14 protein-coding genes and 2 pseudogenes are annotated in these 19,488 nt (G+C 68.4%); 8 read left to right on the top strand and 8 right to left on the bottom strand.

Annotation, left to right across the window (positions count from 1 at the left end; all coding sequences use genetic code 11):
* Positions 1-4: 4 nt before the first annotated feature.
* From OO62_RS01255 to OO62_RS01275, 5 genes are all read right to left on the bottom strand, one after another.
* A complete protein-coding gene (locus tag OO62_RS01255) occupies positions 5-2,026 on the bottom strand; it encodes a TOMM precursor leader peptide-binding protein (RefSeq protein WP_228332365.1) in 2,022 nt (673 codons plus the stop codon).
* Between the two features lie 78 nt (positions 2,027-2,104).
* The gene (locus tag OO62_RS01260) at positions 2,105-2,287 is read right to left on the bottom strand and encodes a hypothetical protein (protein WP_033265174.1); all 183 of its coding nucleotides are present in this window, start codon (positions 2,285-2,287) and stop codon (positions 2,105-2,107) included.
* Between the two features lie 179 nt (positions 2,288-2,466).
* Positions 2,467-4,095 carry a SagB family peptide dehydrogenase gene (locus OO62_RS01265; RefSeq protein WP_033265175.1) on the bottom strand — a complete coding sequence of 543 codons (1,629 nt, stop codon included), beginning with the start codon at positions 4,093-4,095 and terminating at the stop codon, positions 2,467-2,469.
* Positions 4,088-6,061 (bottom strand): hypothetical protein, encoded by a 1,974-nt coding sequence (locus OO62_RS01270; protein WP_228332364.1) that lies wholly within the window; start codon positions 6,059-6,061, stop codon positions 4,088-4,090. Before OO62_RS01270 ends, OO62_RS01265 begins: the two co-directional genes overlap by 8 nt.
* A gap of 231 nt (positions 6,062-6,292) precedes the next feature.
* On the bottom strand, positions 6,293-8,176 hold the full coding sequence (locus OO62_RS01275) for an ABC transporter ATP-binding protein (RefSeq protein WP_033265289.1): 1,884 nt from the start codon (positions 8,174-8,176) through the stop codon (positions 6,293-6,295).
* Between the two features lie 386 nt (positions 8,177-8,562).
* On the opposite strand from OO62_RS01275, the gene OO62_RS01280 reads away from it, so the two are divergent.
* Positions 8,563-9,240, top strand: coding sequence for an SGNH/GDSL hydrolase family protein (locus OO62_RS01280; RefSeq protein WP_033265290.1), 678 nt, complete (start codon positions 8,563-8,565; stop codon positions 9,238-9,240).
* Positions 9,241-9,404: 164 nt separating this feature from the next.
* Positions 9,405-10,793, top strand: a complete 1,389-nt coding sequence (locus OO62_RS01285) for an MFS transporter (protein ID WP_033265176.1) — start codon at positions 9,405-9,407, stop codon at positions 10,791-10,793.
* A gap of 194 nt (positions 10,794-10,987) precedes the next feature.
* Here the strand turns inward: OO62_RS01285 and OO62_RS01290 are convergent, their stop codons facing one another.
* Entirely contained in the window at positions 10,988-11,605 is a 618-nt protein-coding gene (locus OO62_RS01290) for a TetR/AcrR family transcriptional regulator (RefSeq protein ID WP_051732466.1), read from the bottom strand.
* A gap of 590 nt (positions 11,606-12,195) precedes the next feature.
* On the opposite strand from OO62_RS01290, the gene OO62_RS01295 reads away from it, so the two are divergent.
* Entirely contained in the window at positions 12,196-12,462 is a 267-nt protein-coding gene (locus OO62_RS01295) for a hypothetical protein (protein ID WP_129322929.1), read from the top strand.
* Between the two features lie 539 nt (positions 12,463-13,001).
* Here the strand turns inward: OO62_RS01295 and OO62_RS36855 are convergent.
* Complete coding sequence (locus tag OO62_RS36855; protein ID WP_248782270.1) at positions 13,002-13,379, bottom strand: N-acetyltransferase; 378 nt, start codon at positions 13,377-13,379, stop codon at positions 13,002-13,004.
* A 440-nt stretch (positions 13,380-13,819) separates the two neighbouring features.
* Here OO62_RS36855 and OO62_RS01305 point away from each other — a divergent pair, with 440 nt between their 5' ends.
* Both OO62_RS01305 and OO62_RS38775 read left to right on the top strand, forming a co-directional pair.
* The gene (locus OO62_RS01305; RefSeq protein WP_033265179.1) at positions 13,820-14,128 is read left to right on the top strand and encodes a hypothetical protein; all 309 of its coding nucleotides are present in this window, start codon (positions 13,820-13,822) and stop codon (positions 14,126-14,128) included.
* An 87-nt stretch (positions 14,129-14,215) separates the two neighbouring features.
* A pseudogene (locus OO62_RS38775) lies at positions 14,216-14,343 on the top strand (IS5/IS1182 family transposase); the annotation flags it as partial.
* 118 nt (positions 14,344-14,461) lie between these two features.
* On the opposite strand, the pseudogene OO62_RS36300 reads toward OO62_RS38775, so the two are convergent.
* Positions 14,462-14,936: pseudogene (locus OO62_RS36300) on the bottom strand (aldehyde dehydrogenase); the annotation flags it as partial.
* A 450-nt stretch (positions 14,937-15,386) separates the two neighbouring features.
* On the opposite strand from OO62_RS36300, the gene katG reads away from it, so the two are divergent.
* The 3 genes from katG (at position 15,387) to OO62_RS01320 (ending at position 19,486) form a co-directional block, all read left to right on the top strand.
* Entirely contained in the window at positions 15,387-17,576 is a 2,190-nt protein-coding gene (katG, locus tag OO62_RS01315) for a catalase/peroxidase HPI (RefSeq protein ID WP_033265180.1), read from the top strand.
* A gap of 285 nt (positions 17,577-17,861) precedes the next feature.
* Positions 17,862-18,023, top strand: a complete 162-nt coding sequence (locus tag OO62_RS41620; RefSeq protein ID WP_358244851.1) for a putative leader peptide — start codon at positions 17,862-17,864, stop codon at positions 18,021-18,023.
* A 398-nt stretch (positions 18,024-18,421) separates the two neighbouring features.
* A complete protein-coding gene (locus OO62_RS01320) occupies positions 18,422-19,486 on the top strand; it encodes an ABC transporter substrate-binding protein (RefSeq protein WP_033265181.1) in 1,065 nt (354 codons plus the stop codon).
* The last annotated feature ends 2 nt before the right edge of the window (positions 19,487-19,488 follow it).

Genomic DNA, 19,488 nt, shown 5'->3' on the forward strand with positions numbered 1-19,488 from the left:
GACGTCACGGGAAGGGGTGCGGGTGCGGATTGATCTCCTCCTCGGCCAGGGGCGCCGCACGATGGCCGAGTTCCGATGGAAGCCGCAGCAGCCGGGGCAGCCCGTGTGTGCGACGCATCCGGTGCCCGAACGTCATCGGCAGCAGTCCCGGCACGATCACCTTCGCGCAGGCCAGACCGCCTGCCCGGTGCTCGTCGGTGGTCTGGTCGACCACGACCACGTCCAGGCCCCGATCGATGAACCGGGCCACCGCCTCGGCCAGGTCGTCGCGCATGTCCTGGTGACGCGGCCGGCAGGTGGCGTGCGCGAACGCCTCCTCGACGGGCAGGCCGCCCGTTTCGGCGTCACCGCCGTTGCCGAGCAGGAAACCGAAGCGGCCGAACGCGGCCGGGTGGCAGTACAGCAGCGCGTGGTCCCGCATCTCGCGCACCAGGCCGGGATCGTCGATCATCGCCGCGATGCGGTCCCGCTCCTCACGGAAGGCCGACCGGTTCCATCCCAGGTTCGCCGTGAGCTCCAACAGCCCGTTCATCAGGGCGCGTTCGGGATCGAAGTGCGCGCCTGCTGCGCAGACCGCGGCGGGTTCGTCGTGCCGGCCCGATGCGCTGGGACGCACGGCCATCACCCAGGCCGTCGGGATGCCGTGGTCCGGGGTGGTGGCGAAGGCCAGCACCCGGTGGCCGCTGTCCTGGCGGATGCGCTCGATGAGCGCACCGATGCAGGGGTCCGACACCGACCGCAGGTCCACCCGCGGTACAGGGAGGCGGGCGTACCAGGTCAGCAGGAACGCGTCCCGCTCGGCGAGCTCCACCAGTCCGTGCAGCGCCGCCTCTTCCAGGCAGCCGCCCAGCGCACACCCGTTGGACACCTCGTACGCCAGGGGCCTGGCCGCCGGGTTGTCGTGCCGGGTCCGGTAGTACGCGTAGTCCTCCGGTACGAGGACGGGGGCGTCGCGGCCGAAGGAGTGTCCCCACACCCAGTTGAGCATCAGGTCCGGATCGTACGGCGGATAGGGGAAGTCCGGCTCGGCGTACCGCTCCGGCGGGTACAGCCCCAGGTCGGGCGGGCACAGCGCCCGGTCGGCCACCTCGGCGTAACCGGCCCGCACCGTCGTGCGACGCCCCCCGGGCCGGGCCCCGCCCAGCCGCTCCAGGGCCTCCGCCAGCGCGGTACGGGCGCAGGCTCCGTAGCCCAGATCGCGTCCGAACCCGGCCTCCTGCTCACCGCTCGGCAGGAGCAACGGGGCGGAAACCATGGGGTACGGGTAGTCGGTGCGCACGTCGAGCTGCCGGATCAGCCCGGTGCGTCCGTCGACGTACCGGGCGACCAACCCGTCCCAGTCGGCCCGGAGGTCGCGCACGCGGGGCACGTCCCGGTCGGGCTTGGGGCGGGGCCGTGCCATGAGGACGGGCGGGCGGTCCTCGGGGAGCCCGCCGCACCAGGGACACCCCGGGTCGGGCAGAAAAGGGTGCACGTCGACGGCGAGGGTCGTCAGCGACACGAAGACGAGGGCTCTGTCGGTCAACCCCCCAGTGACAGCGCCCAGTTCGCTCGCCACGAAGGCAGCGGCCGTTTCGCACGACCAGCTGGTGAGGACCGGCGACGCACGCTCTGCGAGCCGTTCGCCGTGGCGCCGCAGGAGTGCCGAGCGCGGGCTGTCCTTGCCCAGGGCCCGATGCCGGCGCGTCCGGGCACATCGAGCACATCCGGTCCGGCCCGGAACGGTGGTCGGGCCGACCACGATCTGGCCGAGCTCGACCCGGACCGGCAGCCAGCGGATGTCGGCGCGCGGCGGCTCGGTCGCGGTCACCCAGCGATCCTCGGCCGTGACGACCGCCTCGCAGGCGAGATCCTCCTCCGGTACCAGCCGGCTCGTACGGGACAGCGCGGTGCGGATCGTCGCGGCGAGGACGTTTTTGCCGATGACGGCGACGCGGGCTTCGGGGGCCGTCGCGGCGTCACTGGAGCGAGCCGGGAGCGGTCCGGGAAGCCGGCCGGTGCGGGGGACGGTCACTGCGTCGGTCAACGTCACTTCCTCGTCGTCGCCGGGATGCCGTGTTCGGCGGTCCAGGGACCGCCGAACACGGCTGTGCTGGTGCTCGATTCAGCAGCAGCAGCAGGAACAGCAGCTCGCCGGGGTACCCGTGGAGGTGCAGTTGGATGCGCCGATCTCGACCATGGCGTGGCCCACGTTCACGGTCTCCAGGCTCGCGCCCGGCGATGCCGGCAGGATGTCCAGGTCGTCCACACTGAGGTCGGCGAGGTCGAGGACGAGGTCGTCGTTCATCGCATCCCCCCTTCTTCTTGGGATAGGTGAGAGTTGGCCAGTCACTGGTCCCTCCGCATCCTGCGGCGCGCGGGCGTCCGATGTCTTCACGGTCCGACCGCAGGACGGCCGTAGCTTGACCCGCGGTCGCAGCCGTAGGTCGCCCGTAGGAACGGCCCACCGGGCACCGCAGGGGCGGTTCACCAGATCAGCTGCGGTTCGTACTGGGCGGTGGGTCGACGTCGGCCCATGACGAGCGTGAATACGGGCACGTGGGCGGCGTTCACTCCGATCAGGTCCCTGACCATCGCGTCGTGGTAGCCGTTGGTGACCCGTACGGACAGCCCGGCCGCGGCGGCGAGCACACTGACCCGCTGGGCGACGATCCCCGCCTCCTGGTGCAGGATGCGGTACCCCCGAGCCCCGAACCACCGTTCCCCGGCCAGCCGGTGGGCGGTGAGAAAGACGATGGCGTCCGCCTTCGCCGAGTTCACCGCCGGCGTGCGGTCGCACAGCATGTCGACCACGGCGCGCCAGTCCCGCTCCGGCAGCCGCACCAGCGCGGATGATCCCGCGCCGGCCTCCAGCCGGTACAGCCCGGGGGAGATCCCGTCCACACCGAGGATCAGCACGTAGGCGTCCACCAGGGGGCGGCACGGCGCCTCGGTGTGGTCCGAGGACACGGGCTCCAGCGCGTACCGCACGGCGGACATCAGCCGGCCGGCGGCCAAGGGGCGGACGGCCGGCAGGAACATCCGCCCTCCCGAGTCACGGGCACGCAGCGCCGCGGACAGCTCCACGCCACCGGGACCGGACTCCGGCACCGCGAGGGAGAGGGCACCGTCCGGGCCCGGTGCCCCGGCAGGCAGGTGAAAGCTCTCGGGGGCGATGGCCGCGCCGGGGCCGGTGAGCCGGGCGGCCAGATCGAGCGTGGTCAACCCGGACCATGTGCGGGAGGGGGAGCGGTTGGTCCGTACGTGACGAGGGTCAATGGCGGGCAAGGCACAAGCAGAAAGGGGACGTTGACGCTCCGCGGCGTGCAGGGGCAGTGGCTCCGCCTCTCCGGCCGGGGCCAGGTCGATCACAGCGAACGCCGTCTCCTCCCTGCCGTCCAGCCCCAGCGCACGGTTGACCACCGTGTCGTCGAAGCGGTGGTGCACCCTTCCGCGCAGCCCGAGCGCGGCTCCGGTCAACAGTGCGTTCCCGACCGTCATCCCGGTTTCCTGTGCGCACAGCCGATACGCGTAGTCCCGGTAGCGGAAAGCGGTCTTGCGGAACCACGCGGACACCACCAGGAGTCCGATGTCCGCCCGCACCCCCGCGGCAGCGCGCACGGCATCCGGTACGCCACCCTCCCGCAACCGAGTCAGCGAGTGGTGCGCCGGGTGGTAGTGATAGCACCCGGCGGGCAGATCGCCCGCCCGATGAGCCAGCCACACATACAGCTCCACGGGGTGGAAGCATCGCGCGGACGCGACCATCCGGTGGTACGGCCACACGGCCTGCGGACCGAGTTCGATCCGGCCGACCCCGTACGTCCAGTACAGCAGGGCGGAGAGCGTGCGGGGGTCCAGGGCGTCGAGGCTGGGGGCCGCGGGTGGGTGAGCGGCGCGGAACGCCTCGAAAGACCAGCGTGCGTCCCCGATCCGTGGCGCAGGCTCCAGCAGGACGTGGCGGGGCAACCCGCGGTACGTCTTGACCGGCAGTGGGTCGTCCGCGCCGCCCTCTTCGCCGTGCCCCTCGGCGAAGAGGGCCTGGACCCCTTCGAACGTCCGCCACCAGAACCGCAGGCCGACAGAGGTCTGCAGGCCGTCGGCGACACTAGGCAAGGGCCCGCACCTCCGCCCGCGGCCCGGCTGCCGCCGCTGCCTCACCCGTCTCGTCGGCGATGACGACACGCACCAGGAAGGGCAGCAGTTCGTGGACCGCCGGATCGTGGTCCAGCGGGACCACGAGCGGACGCATCCCTCGCGAGCGCAAGGCCCCGATCATGCGTTCACGCCCCGCCGGCTCTGCCAACCCGATGCGTCGCCCGCCCGACACAGGGGCGCGCAACATACCCAACTGGGCCGGTGCGTAGGCTGGTTCGTGCGTCATTGCCGACTGCCGGTCGAGCAGCGCCGCACGGAGCCCCTCGGCAACCGACGCACACCCGCACGTCACGGCAACCGGGCGGTCTCCCTGCCACCAGGCGAGGACGGGCAGGCCCAGGGCCCCGCCGATGTCGGCCACCTCGGCCGAGCCGCGGGAGGCTTGCAGCAGGTCGAGGAAGCGCCGCGCCCCTGGGGGCAGGGCCTCGGGATCCAGACGCACGGGCAGTGGGCGCGCCCGTCCCTGCGCCACATCGCGCAGGGCCAGGCGTACACAGTGCTGGGCGAGGCCGTCCGCCACGGCGTCGTCCCAGCTCAAGCGGGCGGCCACCCCGACCTCGTGGTCCGTCGCGAACGCCTGGCCCGCCGTCACCGCCTCGGCGCGCCGCTCGTCCAGCGCCCACCCCCACACGGTGTCCCCGGGCCCCAGCCGGCGGTCGTCGACCTGGCGCACCGCGTACGAGGCGAGCCCGCGCAATGCGGCGTTCCGTCGCGCCTCGGCGAAGCCCGTACCCGCCCCGTACACCGGTACGGCGCCCCACGTGTGCGGCACCGCCTCGGTCACGTTGAGCGGCACCTGCGTGAACTCCCGTTCGTCGAGGGCGCGCAGGACACCGACGTACGGATCGAAGCAGTGGGCCGCGCGCCGGGAGAAGGTGTCCACGTCCAGCGGCGGTGTGGCGCCGAGCCGTTCGAGCCGCCGGGTGAAATCCTTCCGTGTCTCCGGACGGGCGGGAACCGCGGTGGGGTGGGGCAGGAAGGCGTGCGTGGAGGTGCGCAGGGTCTCCAGATCGATGCGCGTGATCTCCTCTCGTCCGCCGACTGCGGCTTCCTGACCGGCGGCGATCCCGGTGAGTGCGGTGAATGCCGCGAGTCCGAGGTGCGCCGCGACCACCGCGGCGGCCGGCCCGGTGAGGAAGGCGTTGGGCCGGAACGGGCCGCGGGCGCCGAGCCGCCGCCACGCCGAACGCCAGGCGGACCCGGGTGGCCCCAGCCACGCGATGTCATCCAGGACCAGCCCCTGCACCAGCAGCGTGCCCGACTCCCGGCACAACGCATCGAGCCGGACGGCCCGATCGACGCCTGCACCGTCCGCGACATGGAGCACGGCATCCGCCTGCTCGACCAACCGACTCAACGTGCCGTCTTCCAACGGAGTGTGGTGCACGATCTGCTGCTGATCGCGCCCTGTGGCCTCAGCGGTGAGCTCCGCCATGCGCTCCATGTTGGTGCCGGGTGCGTCCGTGCACACCGCTCGCAGGCTGCGCACCCCCGAGCGCAGCGCCGAGCACACCAGAGAGACGAACACCGGACCCGAGCCCACCACCACCATCTCGCTGTGGCGGTAGGTCTCGAACCGCCGCGCGGCGGAGTCGGCGTGGTACTCGATGAACGCGATCTCGGACGCATACGTCTCCAGCTCCCGCCGCGTGAGCCCGTGCGGCAGGTCCTCCCCGGCGTCGACCAGGCAGCCGGCGGCGCGCAGTTGGCCCACGAGCGTGTGCACCACCTGCCGCTTGTCGTTCGGCAGTCGCCCGACCAGCTCGTCAAGGTCGACCGAACCGTCGAGATGCGGGGCGAGCCGGTCCAGCCACTGGTAGGCGGATCTGCCACGCAGGGCCAGGTCGACCCCGGCACCGAAGACATGGACACCGTCGCCGGTCGGGACGTACAGGACATCGGACTTGAGTCGGGGGCGCATCATCCGCCTTCCGGGTCGGGTATCCACCGGTCCGGCATCCGATGTGCCATCGAGTCCGGCGTCGGCACCTGCAGTCGGTTGGAGCCCAGCCGAGTATCACGGCAGTCCACGACCGTGTCTTCACGGTCGGGCCACAGGGTGGACCACAGGTTGCGGTCGGCACCGGGTCTCGCTACACCCGCCGGCGGCCGCACCTCAGCCGGCCGCGTCACCCACCTCTCCGATCAGCGCACTTCATCGGTCCTTGGCCAGGGCGACGAGTTCTGCGAACAGGCCGTCAGCGTGGAGCAGATCGTCGTAGGTTCCGTCCTCGATCACGCGCCCGTCCTCCATGACGATGATCCGGTCAGCGAGGCGCGTGTTCTCCAGCTGATGGGTCACGACGATCGTCATGCAGTCGGCGGCCATGCGCTTGATCTCCAGGAAGATCTGGTGCTCTCCTCGGGCGTCCATCTGCGAGGTCGGTTCGTCCAGGATCAGCAGCGGTGTTTGTCGGTACAGCGCGCGTCCGCACACCAGTCGCTGCCACTGTCCGCCGGAGAGTTCCACGCCGCCGAACAACTCACGGGCCAAGAGGGTGTCGAGCTGGTTCGGCAGTTTCTCCACGGCGTTGCGCATGCCGACAGCGTCGATGGCCTGCCACACCAGGTCGTCGTCCCAGGTCTTGGGCTGGCCGAGGGTGATGTTCTCGCGGACCCGCAGCGGCCAGGTGGCGAAATTCTGTGGGACGAGCGCGGTCCGCTTCCACACGGCGTCGACGTCGGCTGCCGAAAGGTCGATCCCGTCCCACAGGACGCGGCCCTTATCGGCGAGGAGGATGCCGGTGATGAGCTTGGTGAGCGTGGACTTGCCGGAGCCGTTCTCCCCGACGACGGCCAGGATCTCGCCCCGGCGCAGGCTCAGGGAGACGCCATTGACGGCAGGTTCCTCCTTGCCCGGGTACCTGTAGACGACTTCGTCGAGCCGGATCTCGTTCACTTGCCGCGGGATCGTCAGTTCTCCTCGCTTGGGGGCGCGTGCGTCGGCCATGGCGAGGAAGGCGCGCATGTCGGAGAGGTAGAGCGAGGTGTGGAACATGGCGGCGCCCTGGATGACCACCTGGGAGAGCGCGCCGAGGGCGGTCTGCACGGCGACGAGGGCGGTAGCCGCTACCGGCAGGGGGACGCGGCCGGTGGTGGCCAGCCAGCCGAGCGTGCCCCAGGTGCCCAGCAGGAAGATGCCGCCGAGGGCACTGGAGAACAGGTCGATGCGCAGGCGGCGTGGCGCGGAGCCCAGGGTTCGCCGGTCGATGCGCTCGGACAGGGCGCGGTACCAGTACAGGAGATAGGCGGTCATGCCGTTGGCGCGGACCTCGTCGCCATGGCGAGGGAGCGTGGCCCACCAGCGCATCATGCCCCGCACGTTGCGGTCGCCGATGTTGAGGAAGTGCGTCTCGTAGTCCACCCGGGCCCGCAGGACCGCACCGATGCCGGCCGGGAGTACAGCGAGCAGCAGGACCGGGAGCAGCATCCAGTGCAGCACGGTGATGACGCCGCCCGCGGCCACCATACGGACGACGGCGGCCATGAGCCGCTGGGCGTCGTCGACCATGGTGGCGGTGCGAATCGTGCCGATCTCCGCGGCCTCCTGCCGGTCGGAGAACCCGTCCTCGCTGTAGGCCGATGCCTCGACCCGGCAGGTGGCCTCGACCAGCGCCACGTCGGCCTCGGTCATCAGTCGGGGAGTGATCCGGTTGGAGGCGTAGGAGGCGAGCGCCGTGCTGATACGTCCGGTGCCGGCTGCGACGGTGACCACGATCAGAGCAGGCAGAGCACTGTGCAGGCGTTCCGGGACGGGGCCGGATGAGAGCAGATGCGTCATGGCCTTCGCGGTGAACGCGAGCGTGACGGAGGCTGCCGCACCGGTGAGGATCTGGCAGAGCACGAGAATCAGTACGGCGGGCCGGTCTACGGTCCATGCCATGCGGAGGGTGTGCCCGAGGACGGCGGGCAGACGGCTGCTCATCTTGAGAAAGCCGACCTCTGCCAGCGGGTTCTTGCCGAACTCGCCCTCGAATTCGATGGTTGCCGGAGGCGGAGGGGGAGGGGTCTCCTCGTTGGCAGTGGCGGCGTCGGTCACGGTCACCTGTGTCCCTCCTGGGGTCGGTCCCGAACCTGGATGGCTCGGCAGTGCACGGCATAACGACGTGCCGCCGGATTCGAACGCGCTCGATTCCGGACGCATGTGAGCCCGGGCGCGGCAAGGGCCCGAACGCGTGGGCGCCGTACCTGTGCGGCCAGCGGACGGGGGCGCTTGGCCGAATCGCCGCTACCCGAAACACCTGGTGCGCATGAGGTCTACGGCCCATCCGCCGAGCCGTCGCCGTCGGCTCCTTGAGCTTCGCGCCCTTCGCTACCGGCCTGCGGATGTCAGGGGCTGGGAGGCGCCGCTCGCGGCCAACAGCCCGCGTGGGCTGCCCTGGTGAAGGCTTGAGAATGCATACGGTCGACTGTACGCTTTTCTGCATGGAGCAACTCGTCTTCACTGAAGCGACCGACCCGTTCTGTCTGGACCAGGCAGATGCCGTGGCATTGCTGACCGGAGCCCCGTGGGGCAGGTATGCCGTTATCGGCGACAGACTTTCGGCGGGAACCGGCGATCCCACCCCGGGCTACCAGGATCAAGGCTGGTCAGACCGGGTCGCTGGTGTCTTGCGGTCCGTCCGGCCGGATCTGCAATACCTCAATGTCTCTGAGGTCGGGGCAACAACCGCCCAGACGCTCGAGAACCAGGTGGCCCGCATGGCTGAGTTCTCCCCGGACCTGCTCCACCTGCCATGCGGAGCCAACGACATCGTGCGACGCTGGCCGGACTTCGGCGAGATAGAACGAACCCTTCGGCAGATGTACAGCCTGGCGAAGGGGACGGGCGCCTTGCTGACCACTTTCACGCTCGGCAGGGCGTATGACGTCCCGGTATTCCCTGACTGGCCGGAGCGGATTGCCGCGGTCAACGAGATCGTGCGCGGGCTGGCTTCCGAATACGACGCCCTCGTGGTGGACATGTGGGATCACCCGGTCAACGACCGCGGCAATTTGCTCAGTGAAGACCGTATCCACTTCTCGACCTCGGGTCAGGCCGTTATGGCGACCGAGGTGGTCAAGATGCTGGCCAGTTCCCTGGGACGTGCCGCATCGGCGTAATCATCGCCCCGGGCCTGACCCCCGCCTGGCGAAACCGCCAGCCGAGCTTCCGGAATTCATGCAGTGCCGAACCCCAACAATTAAAGAGGTCTCTTATCGTGGCAAGTAGTCAGCAATCAGTTAGCCGGCCGGTAGCGACCGCGAAAGCTGACGCCATTCCGTGGATGACGATGTCGATCGTCTTGGCCGCCCTGTTCATGGCGGTCCTCGACTCGTTCATCGTCGTGGTCGCCGACCCCTCGATCGTGGCGGACCTGCATGCCTCCGACAGCGATGTTCAGTGGGTTCTGGCGGGGTATCAACTGAGTTACGCGGTCTTCATCATCACCGCTACTCGCCTGGCTGACCTGTACGGCCGCAAGCGAACGTTCCTTTTCGGGGTCGCCCTCTTCACGCTGGCATCAGTCGCTTGTGCACTGTCACCGAACGCAGGCAGCCTTATCGCCGCGCGTGTCATCCAGGGCCTGGGAGCCGCCCTGATGGTTCCTCAGGTGTTCGCGTTCGTCACGGTGCTGGTGCCGGCGGCGAGGCGGCACAGCGTCTACGGCGTGGTCGGCATTGTCATGGGTATGGCCACCATCGGCGGACAGGTCGTCGGCGGACTGCTCATCGGCGCCAACCTGTTCGACTCCGGCTGGCGCATGGTGTTCTGGGTGAACGTGCCGATCGGAATCGTCCTGTTCCTGCTCGCCGTGCGTTTCGTGCCGGAGACTGGCCGAGCCGCTACCCGCAAGCTGGACATGCCCGGCGTCCTGGTGCTCAGCGTGGCCCTCTTCCTGCTGGTGCTCCCGCTGATCCAGGGGCAGGAGGCAGGCTGGCCAGGGTGGGTCTGGGCTTGCTTCGCGGGCAGCGCGGTCGCGTTCGGCTTGTTCGTCGCGATCGAGCGGCGCCTGGAACGGCGGGGCGGGGATCCGCTGGTCCCGCTGACGCTGTTCAAGCAGCGCTCGTTCTCGCTCGGCATCATTCTCGTCCTCGCCCTGTACGCGCTGATCTACTCGTACTACCTGGCCTTGTCGGTAACGATGCAGCAGGGCCTCAACATGTCGGCGCTCGGCGCGGGCCTGGTCCAGGCGCCGGCAGCCACGGCATTCTTCGTGTTCAGCATGGTAGCGAGCCGGATCATTCCGAAATACGGACGACGTGTCCTAGAGGTAGGGGCGGTCATTCTGGCGATCGGTTACCTGGCGACCGGCGTCTTGCTGGTGTCCGGCCCGCGGATCACTCCGCTGCTCGTGATTCCCACCCTCATTCTGCAGAGCGTCGGCGGCGGACTGGTCATCACGCCGGCGCTCAACACGGTGCTGAGCCGCGTCAAGCCGGAGTCGGCCGGTGTCGCTTCAGGGGTCTTGTCCACGGCTCAGCAGGTGGGCGGAGCGCTGGGCGTTGCCGCTATCGGAGCGGTCTTCTTCAGCTCGTTCCATCCCGCGGAAGTCGGCAGGGTCGCCGCCGCCGGTCACGCCTTTGCTGTCGCGTCCTTCGGGGTGTTGGCCTTCGCTGTCATAGCGGGAATCGTCGTCTTCCTTCTGCCGAAGCGGCCGGCAACTCAGGCATGAGGGCGAGTATCACCAGCCATGGCCAGGGCCGAGGATGAAGCGGGCCCAGCCGTAGCGACGTCCGGGCAGCTCAATTGCCCGGACGTCCACCCTTCGGAGAGCCCGGCTCTCGGATGAGGGTGAAGAACGGCAAGCGACGAGGTGGTGGACCTCGGTCCACCCCCTCGTCGCGTCATTGTCGCGTCATCGCCGCGTTATTGCGGGGCGGTCAGCAGGCCCTCGACAATGCGGCGGACCTTGTCCACCGCGCTGTCGTCCCCGAGCCGAAGAGCCGTGTTTGCGGCGCACAGCACCGCGTCGATCTGGAAGACGGCGAGTTCGACGTCCAAGTCCGCGATCTCACCGGCGTCAATGGCGTGCCGCAGTTCGCCGGCGATGACGTCGAGCCACTGCTGCTGGTCGCGGAAGAGCGCGTCATGGACGGGCCCGGTCCTGCCGTCGAACTCCGCGAGATTCGCGGCTCGGAAGCAGCCGCCTGCGAACAGCGGGGTCGAGGCGTAGACGACCCACGCGTCGATAAGCGCGCGCAGACGTGCGACGCCGCGCGGCGCGGACCTGGCCGGCCGGACGACATGGTCGATGAACATCTCGCGGGCGAAGTCGATGGCCGCCAGCTGCAGCGCTTCCTTCGTCTTGAAGAGCGTCTGGATGCCCGCCTTGCTGTGTCCGGTGTCCGTGGCCAGGCGGCCGAAACTGACCCCTTCGAGACCGTCGAGCGAGGCGATGTCGACCGCCCGCTCCAGTACGACCTTCCGGGTCCGGGCACCGCGCAGGAGGCGCTTGTCGGTGACATCTGCCGCGGCACTACACATACGGTCGATCGTACCCCAGCTCGGCGGGCCTGGTCAGTGAGCGGTATGCGGTATCGGAACGAGGTGTCGTTCTGGCGGTAGATCCTGGCGAACGGCCCCCAGCGCAAGCGCTGCCTGGTGTCTTCGGCTTCTTCGAGGTGCCGGTCCACGCCGGCTTTGAGGCGGAGGCGGGCGGAGGACCGCGCCACCGGCAGCGCCACTCGGTGGCCTGTTGCTGACGGAACCTTTCGAGCAGATCCAGGGTCTTCATGTGCAGTTCCTTACGCTGGTGCCTGACGAAGGCCGCCAGGAGGAACGCCAGGAGGAACAGGGAACGGCCCTCGGCTGCCGGCACCGTGAGACCCAGGGAGTCGCGGCGTGAACAGACGCAGGAGAAGTGGACCGCACTCGCGACGCAGCACCCGATGATGAGCTGACGGTCTGCGGGGAGCAGTTGGGTGCGCCGCCGGCAATGCCCCCGACTGCTTCGCTAGCGCGGTGCTCGTCCCAACTGGCCGACAGGCCCCCGCGCTTTCAGCGCTTTCAATGGAAAACGAGGTGGCGAGATGTGGTCAGGCCGGCACGACGATTACTTCGAACAGACCGCACGGATGATTGCCGAGCAGCTACAGCAAAACCGCTCCAGAGAGCGCGCCAAGGCCGTCAAGTTCAGCAGAGAGCAAGTGGAACAGAGCCGCAAGATCGTCCATGACGTCCAAGCACTTGAACTGGAACGTCTCGCGGCCCTAGGGCAGATCCCACCGGCCGAATACAAGGCCCGCATAGTCGCTTTGGAAGAAGACGCCGACGAGGGAACCCGACATGACAATCCGTACCAGGGGTGGTACGGGTCAGTGGACCGGGCCGAGCGGCGATGAGTCAGTGACCTGAGGCGTTTGCGTGGTGAGCCTGGCAGAGGCTCCGTACGCTCGCGTTGCAGGCCGGCAGACGACTACGCCGTCAGACCATGCCCGGGTCCGGGCAGACCGATGCGAGCCGGCGTAGTCGTCCAACGCCCCACCCGCGCGCTGCCGTCGGGGGCGTGGTCGCTGACCTGTGACACTGCCGTCGGCAAGGGGCCGGGTCCATGAGCGGGGTGCGTCAAGTCAGCCGGACAGTGGTGCAAGCCAGGCCCTCCAGTCGTCGGGGCGATGACCAGCGGCATGCGAGGGACATAGCCGTACGCGAGAAGGCATCGGGCGATCGTGAGCCGACACATGGGTAGTTGCCACCTCCGCCGCAGGGTGAGCCAGCCGCTAGCAAAGAGGGAAGCGAGACAAGTGTAGGCAGACTGCTTGTCACCACGGGCGAATGTGTCACCCCACTGTCAGCGAGGGCAACGAGTTGCGCACCGTCACCCTCCCGGGAGGCAAACCATGCTCGCGTCCAGCCCTGGATGGATGTGCCCTGAGGGGTATCAGTGCCGTGCGGACCTTGATGTACCGCGGTTCTCGGAGGCACCGTGTGGGAGGTGTGGACACGACAGGCCAGCGCGATCATTCGGCAGGCGCATGCGATGGGCCAGGTCACGCGTCATGCGCTGGGCAAGGCAACTGCGCCAGGAGACGTCGGGATAGCAGGCGCGCAGGTGGGAGACGGCGCGCGTGCCCAAGCCGCTGTCCTGCAAGGGCGCAGCGACGTCAACCTGCGTGATCACACCGCTCGCACAGTGTTCGCAGACTTCGTAGGTGACCTCGCCGACGACGCGACGGATGTACACCAGCAGCAGACTCTGCGCTCGTTCACTCGCCGGCGCCGGGGAGTGGAAGATCACCACGTCCCGGTAGGCGAGCACCCTTCGATGGAGCTTGCCGCGTCGGCGGCCCGGGCGCGTGTGCCGCGGCCGCCGGCGGTTTTGGAGGCCCCGCAGGAGGGCTCCCGGCACAAAGCTACGTGTGGCAACCATGCACCCCGCCTACCCTCGCCGAAAGCGGACAGTCACCTTGTTCTGCCACTTGCCGACTACGTCTCGCGTCCCGGCAGCAAACCGAGCGGCAACCCGAGGGTGGGTACGGCCAGGAGCAAGCTCACCGGATCGCTCTGAACAGCTGCTGTGTACGGGGCTGCGGTGGCCGTGGCAGCACTTCATCCAGCCGGAGCGGATGCGACGCTGAGCGCCCTCCCCAGGCGGGGCATCGCCTTGGTGGCGAACGCCGTATCTATTTCGTTTAGTGATCGTTTATCGAGGCTCGGCAGGCTGTGAAGTGTCGAGAAGGATCCTTCACAGGGGACGGTATGGCCAAGCTCTATCTGGAGAAGCTCAAGTGCGTCACGACTGAGGGCTGGAGCGGCTCCGACGAGCCGAGGCTTGTTGTCCAGAACCGTGGCACTGTGTGGAACGGGACGGTGCTGGGGGACCGGATGTACACCGTCAAGTACGACTGCCACTTCACTGGGACGATTGCCGTCTCTCTCGGGGAGGCCGGCGGAGCAGTCGGGGACGGCAAGCTCGGCGAGCAGTGGATCACGGATACGCCTGGTGAGCGCAGCCTGCGCTTCAGGGCGGACGGTGCTGAGTACAACCTGCTGTATGCGGTGGAGTAAGGATTTTCGCGTAACTGCTGGTCAAAGATGAGATGATCTTGTGGTGGCCGGTGCGACATGGCGTCGGAGCCGTCCTGGACAACGTGCAAGCCGGCCGCTGACCGCATCATCGACCACCTCGGCGACCTCGGCCGTCGCTCGCGCTCCAGCTCCGTAAGCGATGCCGCAAGGACGCCGTGCTGATCGTCGACGGCACCCTGGTCCCCACGCGGGATCTGGACAGACCCGCCGACTGGACGAACTGCTCGGCCGGGAGCACGCCTGCGGGGACGGGGCTCCGTAGGGCCGGCCCCGCCTTCCCGGCGGCCCGTGGGGGCGGCGCGGTCGCCAGGGCTACGGATGCAGGTCGACCTTCGTGCGGCCCTCGATCCGCTTGTCGCACTTCTCGTATGCCGAGGGGGCCTGGTCCAGGGGTAGTTCGTGCGAGACGACGATGCTCGGCTTCGCCCGGCCCGCGATGATCATGTCGCGCAGCTGCCGCTCGTAGCGCTTCACGTTGCACTGCTCCTTCCCCCCTCGGCAGGCCCTTCTCGAAGAGCTTGCCGCTCGATACGAGGCGCATGGCCCGCTTGGCCTCCTCGTCAGGGCCTCCCGGGTCCGCCGGTCCGCCGGGGCATACCGACCCGGCACGCCCGGGGCGCCAGTGGGCCGGACCAGGGGGCCGGACCGTGTCGACGAGCGAGTTCAGGCGGTCGCCGGTTCCTCGTGGGCTTCGCCGTGCGCGATCGCCTGACAGCCGACGGTGTCCACACCCTTCCCCCGTGCTGGTGCCTTCCGTCTGATCACACTTGCGCGCCGCCGAAGTGCCCAGGCCGGGCCAGGTACGAGCCGTGCGCCGTTGGCCGCCCCGCCGGCGGTGTCGACGAGCGGGACCCGGCGCCCGGTCGCCAGTACTACCGGCTGGGTCGCAGCAGGTCAGGGCGCCTTTGCCGGCGACGGTGCCGCCAAGGCGACCGGATGGTCTCTGGACTTTAGGCTTGTTACGCGGCGGCGCCCTGCGTGTTCTCGTGGCCGTGCGGTCTGCGGTGCGCGACCATACGGACGCCGACCCAGGCTTGATCATCGGCGTCGTGCATCAGGGAAGGTTCTCGCCAGCTGCTGGCCCGCGTGATTGCCGCGGGCCTGGTAGGCGTTTTTAGCCGGCGGGCGCCATGGCGCGCCACGCGCGCGGGTCGCGGTGCTCGACACCAGCAAAGCAACTGACGGCAAAGGAAACCAGACAGCAGAAGGAATCACCGAGACAGGAAGAAGGACGGACGTGTCCGGCAGCGAAAGCGAGAACCCAGTAATCCCCTCCCCGGCCCCCATGCCGACCCGGCCCCGGACGAACCGGGACTGGTGGCCGAATCAGCTGGACCTCCAGGTTCTCCACCAGCACTCATCTCGGTCCAATCCGATGGAAGAAGACTTCAACTATGCGGAAGAGTTCGCGACCCTCGACCTCGACGCGCTGAAGCAGGACGTCCTCGATGTCATGACGACATCGCAGGATTGGTGGCCTGCCGACTACGGCCACTACGGGCCGCTCTTCATCAGGATGAGTTGGCATGCCGCGGGAACGTACCGCATCGCTGATGGCCGGGGCGGTGGCGGCGCCGGCGCTCAGCGTTTCGCCCCCCTCAACAGTTGGCCGGACAACGCAAGCCTGGACAAGGCGCGCCGTTTGCTCTGGCCGGTCAAGCAGAAGTACGGCCGGAAAATCTCCTGGGCCGATCTTCTGGTCTATGCCGGAAACTGCGCCATGGAATCGATGGGGTTCAAGACGTTCGGGTTCGGCTTCGGCCGAGAGGACATCTGGGAACCCGAGGAAATCTTCTGGGGGCCCGAGGACACCTGGCTCGGAGATGAGCGCTACAGCGGCGACAGGGAACTCGCCACTCCTTTCGGTGCCGTGCAGATGGGCCTGATCTACGTCAATCCGGAGGGGCCCAACGGCAACCCGGATCCGATGGCTGCCGGCAGGGACATCCGCGAGACATTCGGGCGGATGGCGATGAACGACAAGGAGACGGTTGCGCTCATCATCGGCGGCCACACGTTCGGGAAGTGTCATGGCGCGGTCGATCCCTCGTACATCGGCCCGGAACCCGAGGCGAGCCCCCTCGAGCAGCAGGGTCTCGGCTGGCGGAACACCCACGGCAGCGGCAAGGGCTCCGACGCGCTCACCAGTGGACTCGAGGGCGCATGGACGACAGAGCCCACGAAGTGGGACCACGGGTACCTGGACAACCTGTTCCGCTACGACTGGGAGCTGACGACGAGCCCGGCCGGCGCGAAGCAGTGGACTCCCACGGACGCCTCGGCCAAGGACGCAGTGCCCGATGCCCATGATCCGTCGAAGAGGCACGCTCCCATGATGCTGACGACGGACCTCGCGCTGAAGCTGGATCCGATCTACGCGCCGATCACGAAGAGCTTCCACGAGAACCCGGACAAGCTCGCGGTGGCGTTCGCCAAGGCTTGGTACAAGCTGCTGCACCGCGACATGGGCCCCCGCTCGCGCTACCTCGGTCCGTGGGTTCCCGAGCCGCAGCTCTGGCAGGACCCCGTCCCTGACGTTGATCACGAACTGATCGCGGACGAGGACATCGCTGCTCTCAAGGGCACGATCCTCTCCTCGGGACTGTCCGTCTCCCAGTTGGTCGCCACCGCTTGGGCGTCGGCGGCAAGCTTCCGCGGCACCGACAAGCGTGGCGGGGCCAACGGGGCACGGATTCGCCTGGCGCCGCAAAAGGACTGGGAAGTCAATGACCTGCCCGAGGTAGCCGAGGTGCTGCAGACCCTCGAGCAGATCCAGCAGGATTTCAACGGCTCGCAGACCGGCGGAAAGAAGGTGTCCCTCGCCGACCTGATCGTCCTGGGCGGATGCGCGGCCGTCGAGCAGGCCGCGAAGAATGCCGGGCACGACATCACCGTCCCGTTCGCACCGGGGCGCACGGACGCCTCGCAGGAGCAGACCGACGTGGAGTCGTTCGCCGTACTCGAACCCAGGGCAGACGGGTTCCGCAACTACCTCCGGGCGGGAGAGAAATTGTCGCCGGAGACGCTCCTGCTGGACCGCGCCAGCCTGTTGACGCTGACCGCACCCGAGATGACGGTTCTGATCGGCGGAATGCGCGTCCTGAACGCCGGCTTCGCGGGCTCCCCGCACGGCGTCTTCACGCACCGGCCGGAGGCGTTGACCACCGACTTCTTCGTCAACCTGCTCGACATGGGCACGGAGTGGAAGGCGTCGGCCTCGTCGGAGAACGTATTCGACGGCCGGGATCGCGCCACGGGCGAGGCCAAGTGGACGGCCACCGCCGTCGACCTCATCTTCGGTTCGCACTCCCAGCTCCGGGCCGTCTCGGAGGTCTACGCGTCCAGGGACGCGGGAGAGAAGTTCGTGCGTGACTTCGTGGCAGCGTGGGACAAGGTGATGAACCTCGATCGGTTCGACCTGGTCTGAGCTCGATGTCCCGGTCGGCCACTCATCGGCCGACCGGGACATCCTTGCGAGCACGTCGGGGCGGTGACGAGCGATCCGCGAGGGCACCATCCACCAGCACTTGGGCAACCGCGAGCCCCTCAACCCGGAAAGCCGCGTCCCCCCAGCGTCGGATTCGGGCCGGGATGCCATGACGCACCCTGCCGGCCACTTGCGAGGCTGACCCCGGGCGGCGTGACGTTGTCCGGCGCGATGCTGTGAGGGGGCTGCGTGCGGCTGCGATTGTGAACGAAATGCTGCGCGCGTATGGCGGGAAAATCAGAAGGTGAGTCAAGCGCTGTCGCCGCATTGACTTGGCTGAATTTCACTGCCAACCTCCCGAGTGTGAGTCACTCGGAGAAGTTCACCGCACGCCTGCACGTCGATCTTCGACGCCAGGCCAGTGCCATCTGTGCCGCTGGCTGCTAGAGCTGCCGACCGGCGTCAGCTGCTGAGCGACCCATGATCCGGGTGCACTTTCCGGCCTGGAATTTCCTCGTCGCCTGGTGATTCTCCCCGCATGCCTACCCGGAATCTTCCGGGTTCGGTGCGTGTGCCGGCTTCTTTCACCTCATCATCATTCGCCTTTCCCTTTCGCCTTTTCGTACCTCGGGGTCTGGGCTTTCGTTACGCCCGCCGGCGGCGGAACTGCGGCTGATGCAGGCCACGGAGGGCTTCACCGGGCAATCGGCCACCACGCACCGGTCGTCGCCACCGCCGCCCCGTAGCCCACCCGGCTCCTCGTACCCATCCCTTCGCCCCGCGCCCGTAACAAACGCCGCACGCGTCCCACCGCGCTCCACCTACCACTCGGACAGGACCTTGCCATGAGCACGCTGATAACCCCGTCGAGCCGACGACAGTTCCTCACCCTGCTGGGCCTCTCGGCGGTCGCGGTCAGCTGCGGCTCCGGGGGTGGCGGCGCGGCCAAGGATCAGACCAAGACCCTGCGATATCAGGGTTGGGCGGGGTCCGTCATCCTGCCCGAACTGGCCGCGGACCTCGGCTTCCTGGAGGACGTGAAGCTGAAGTGGGTCGGCAACACGATCAGCGGGCCGCAGGACATCCAGTCGGCGGCCACCGGGCAGGTCGACTTCGGCGGCGCGTTCAACGGAGCGGTCGTCAAACTCGCTGCGAGAAAGGCTCCCATCACTGCGGTCATCAGCTACTACGGCGTCGACAAGGCTGCCTACAACGGCTTCTACGTCCTCAAGGACAGCCCGATCCACTCGGCCCGTGACCTGATTGGCCAGAAGGTCGGGATGAACACGCTCGGCGCGCACTCCGAGGCGATGCTCGACATCTATCTGCAACGCCACGGTCTGTCGCAGGCGGACGTCAAGAAGGTCGAGCCGTTGGTGGTACCGCCGGTCAACACCGAGCAGTCGCTGCGGCAGAAGCAGATCCAGGTGGGCGTCCTCGGCGACATCCTGCGCGACAAGGCCCTGCAGACCGGAGGCATCAGGCCGCTGTTCACCGACCACCAGCTGCTCGGCAACTTTTCCGCCGGTACGTATGTGGTGAACGACCGGTTCCTGAAGGAGAACCCTGACACCGCGCGCACCTTCGTCACGGGCGTCGCGCGTGCCATCGAGTGGGCCCGCGCCACACCACGCGACGAGGTCATCGCCCGGCAGGTCGAGATCGTCAAGAAGCGTGGCCGGAACGAGGGCACCGCCCCGCTGAAGTACTGGAAGTCCTTCGGCGTCGCCGAGACCGCCGGGCGCATCACCGACAAGGAGCTCCAGCTATGGATCGACTGGCTCGCCAAACGCGGTGACATCGAGAAGGGCCAGGTCAAGGCGTCGGATCTGTACACCAACGAGTTCAACGCGTATGGCAGGCCGGGCAAGTCGCCCGCGGCCGAGCCGACTTCCAAGAGCGGGAGCTGACC

It is taken from the genome of Streptomyces lydicus, from assembly GCF_000717345.1.
GTDB classification, from domain to species: Bacteria; Actinomycetota; Actinomycetes; order Streptomycetales; family Streptomycetaceae; genus Streptomyces; species Streptomyces lydicus.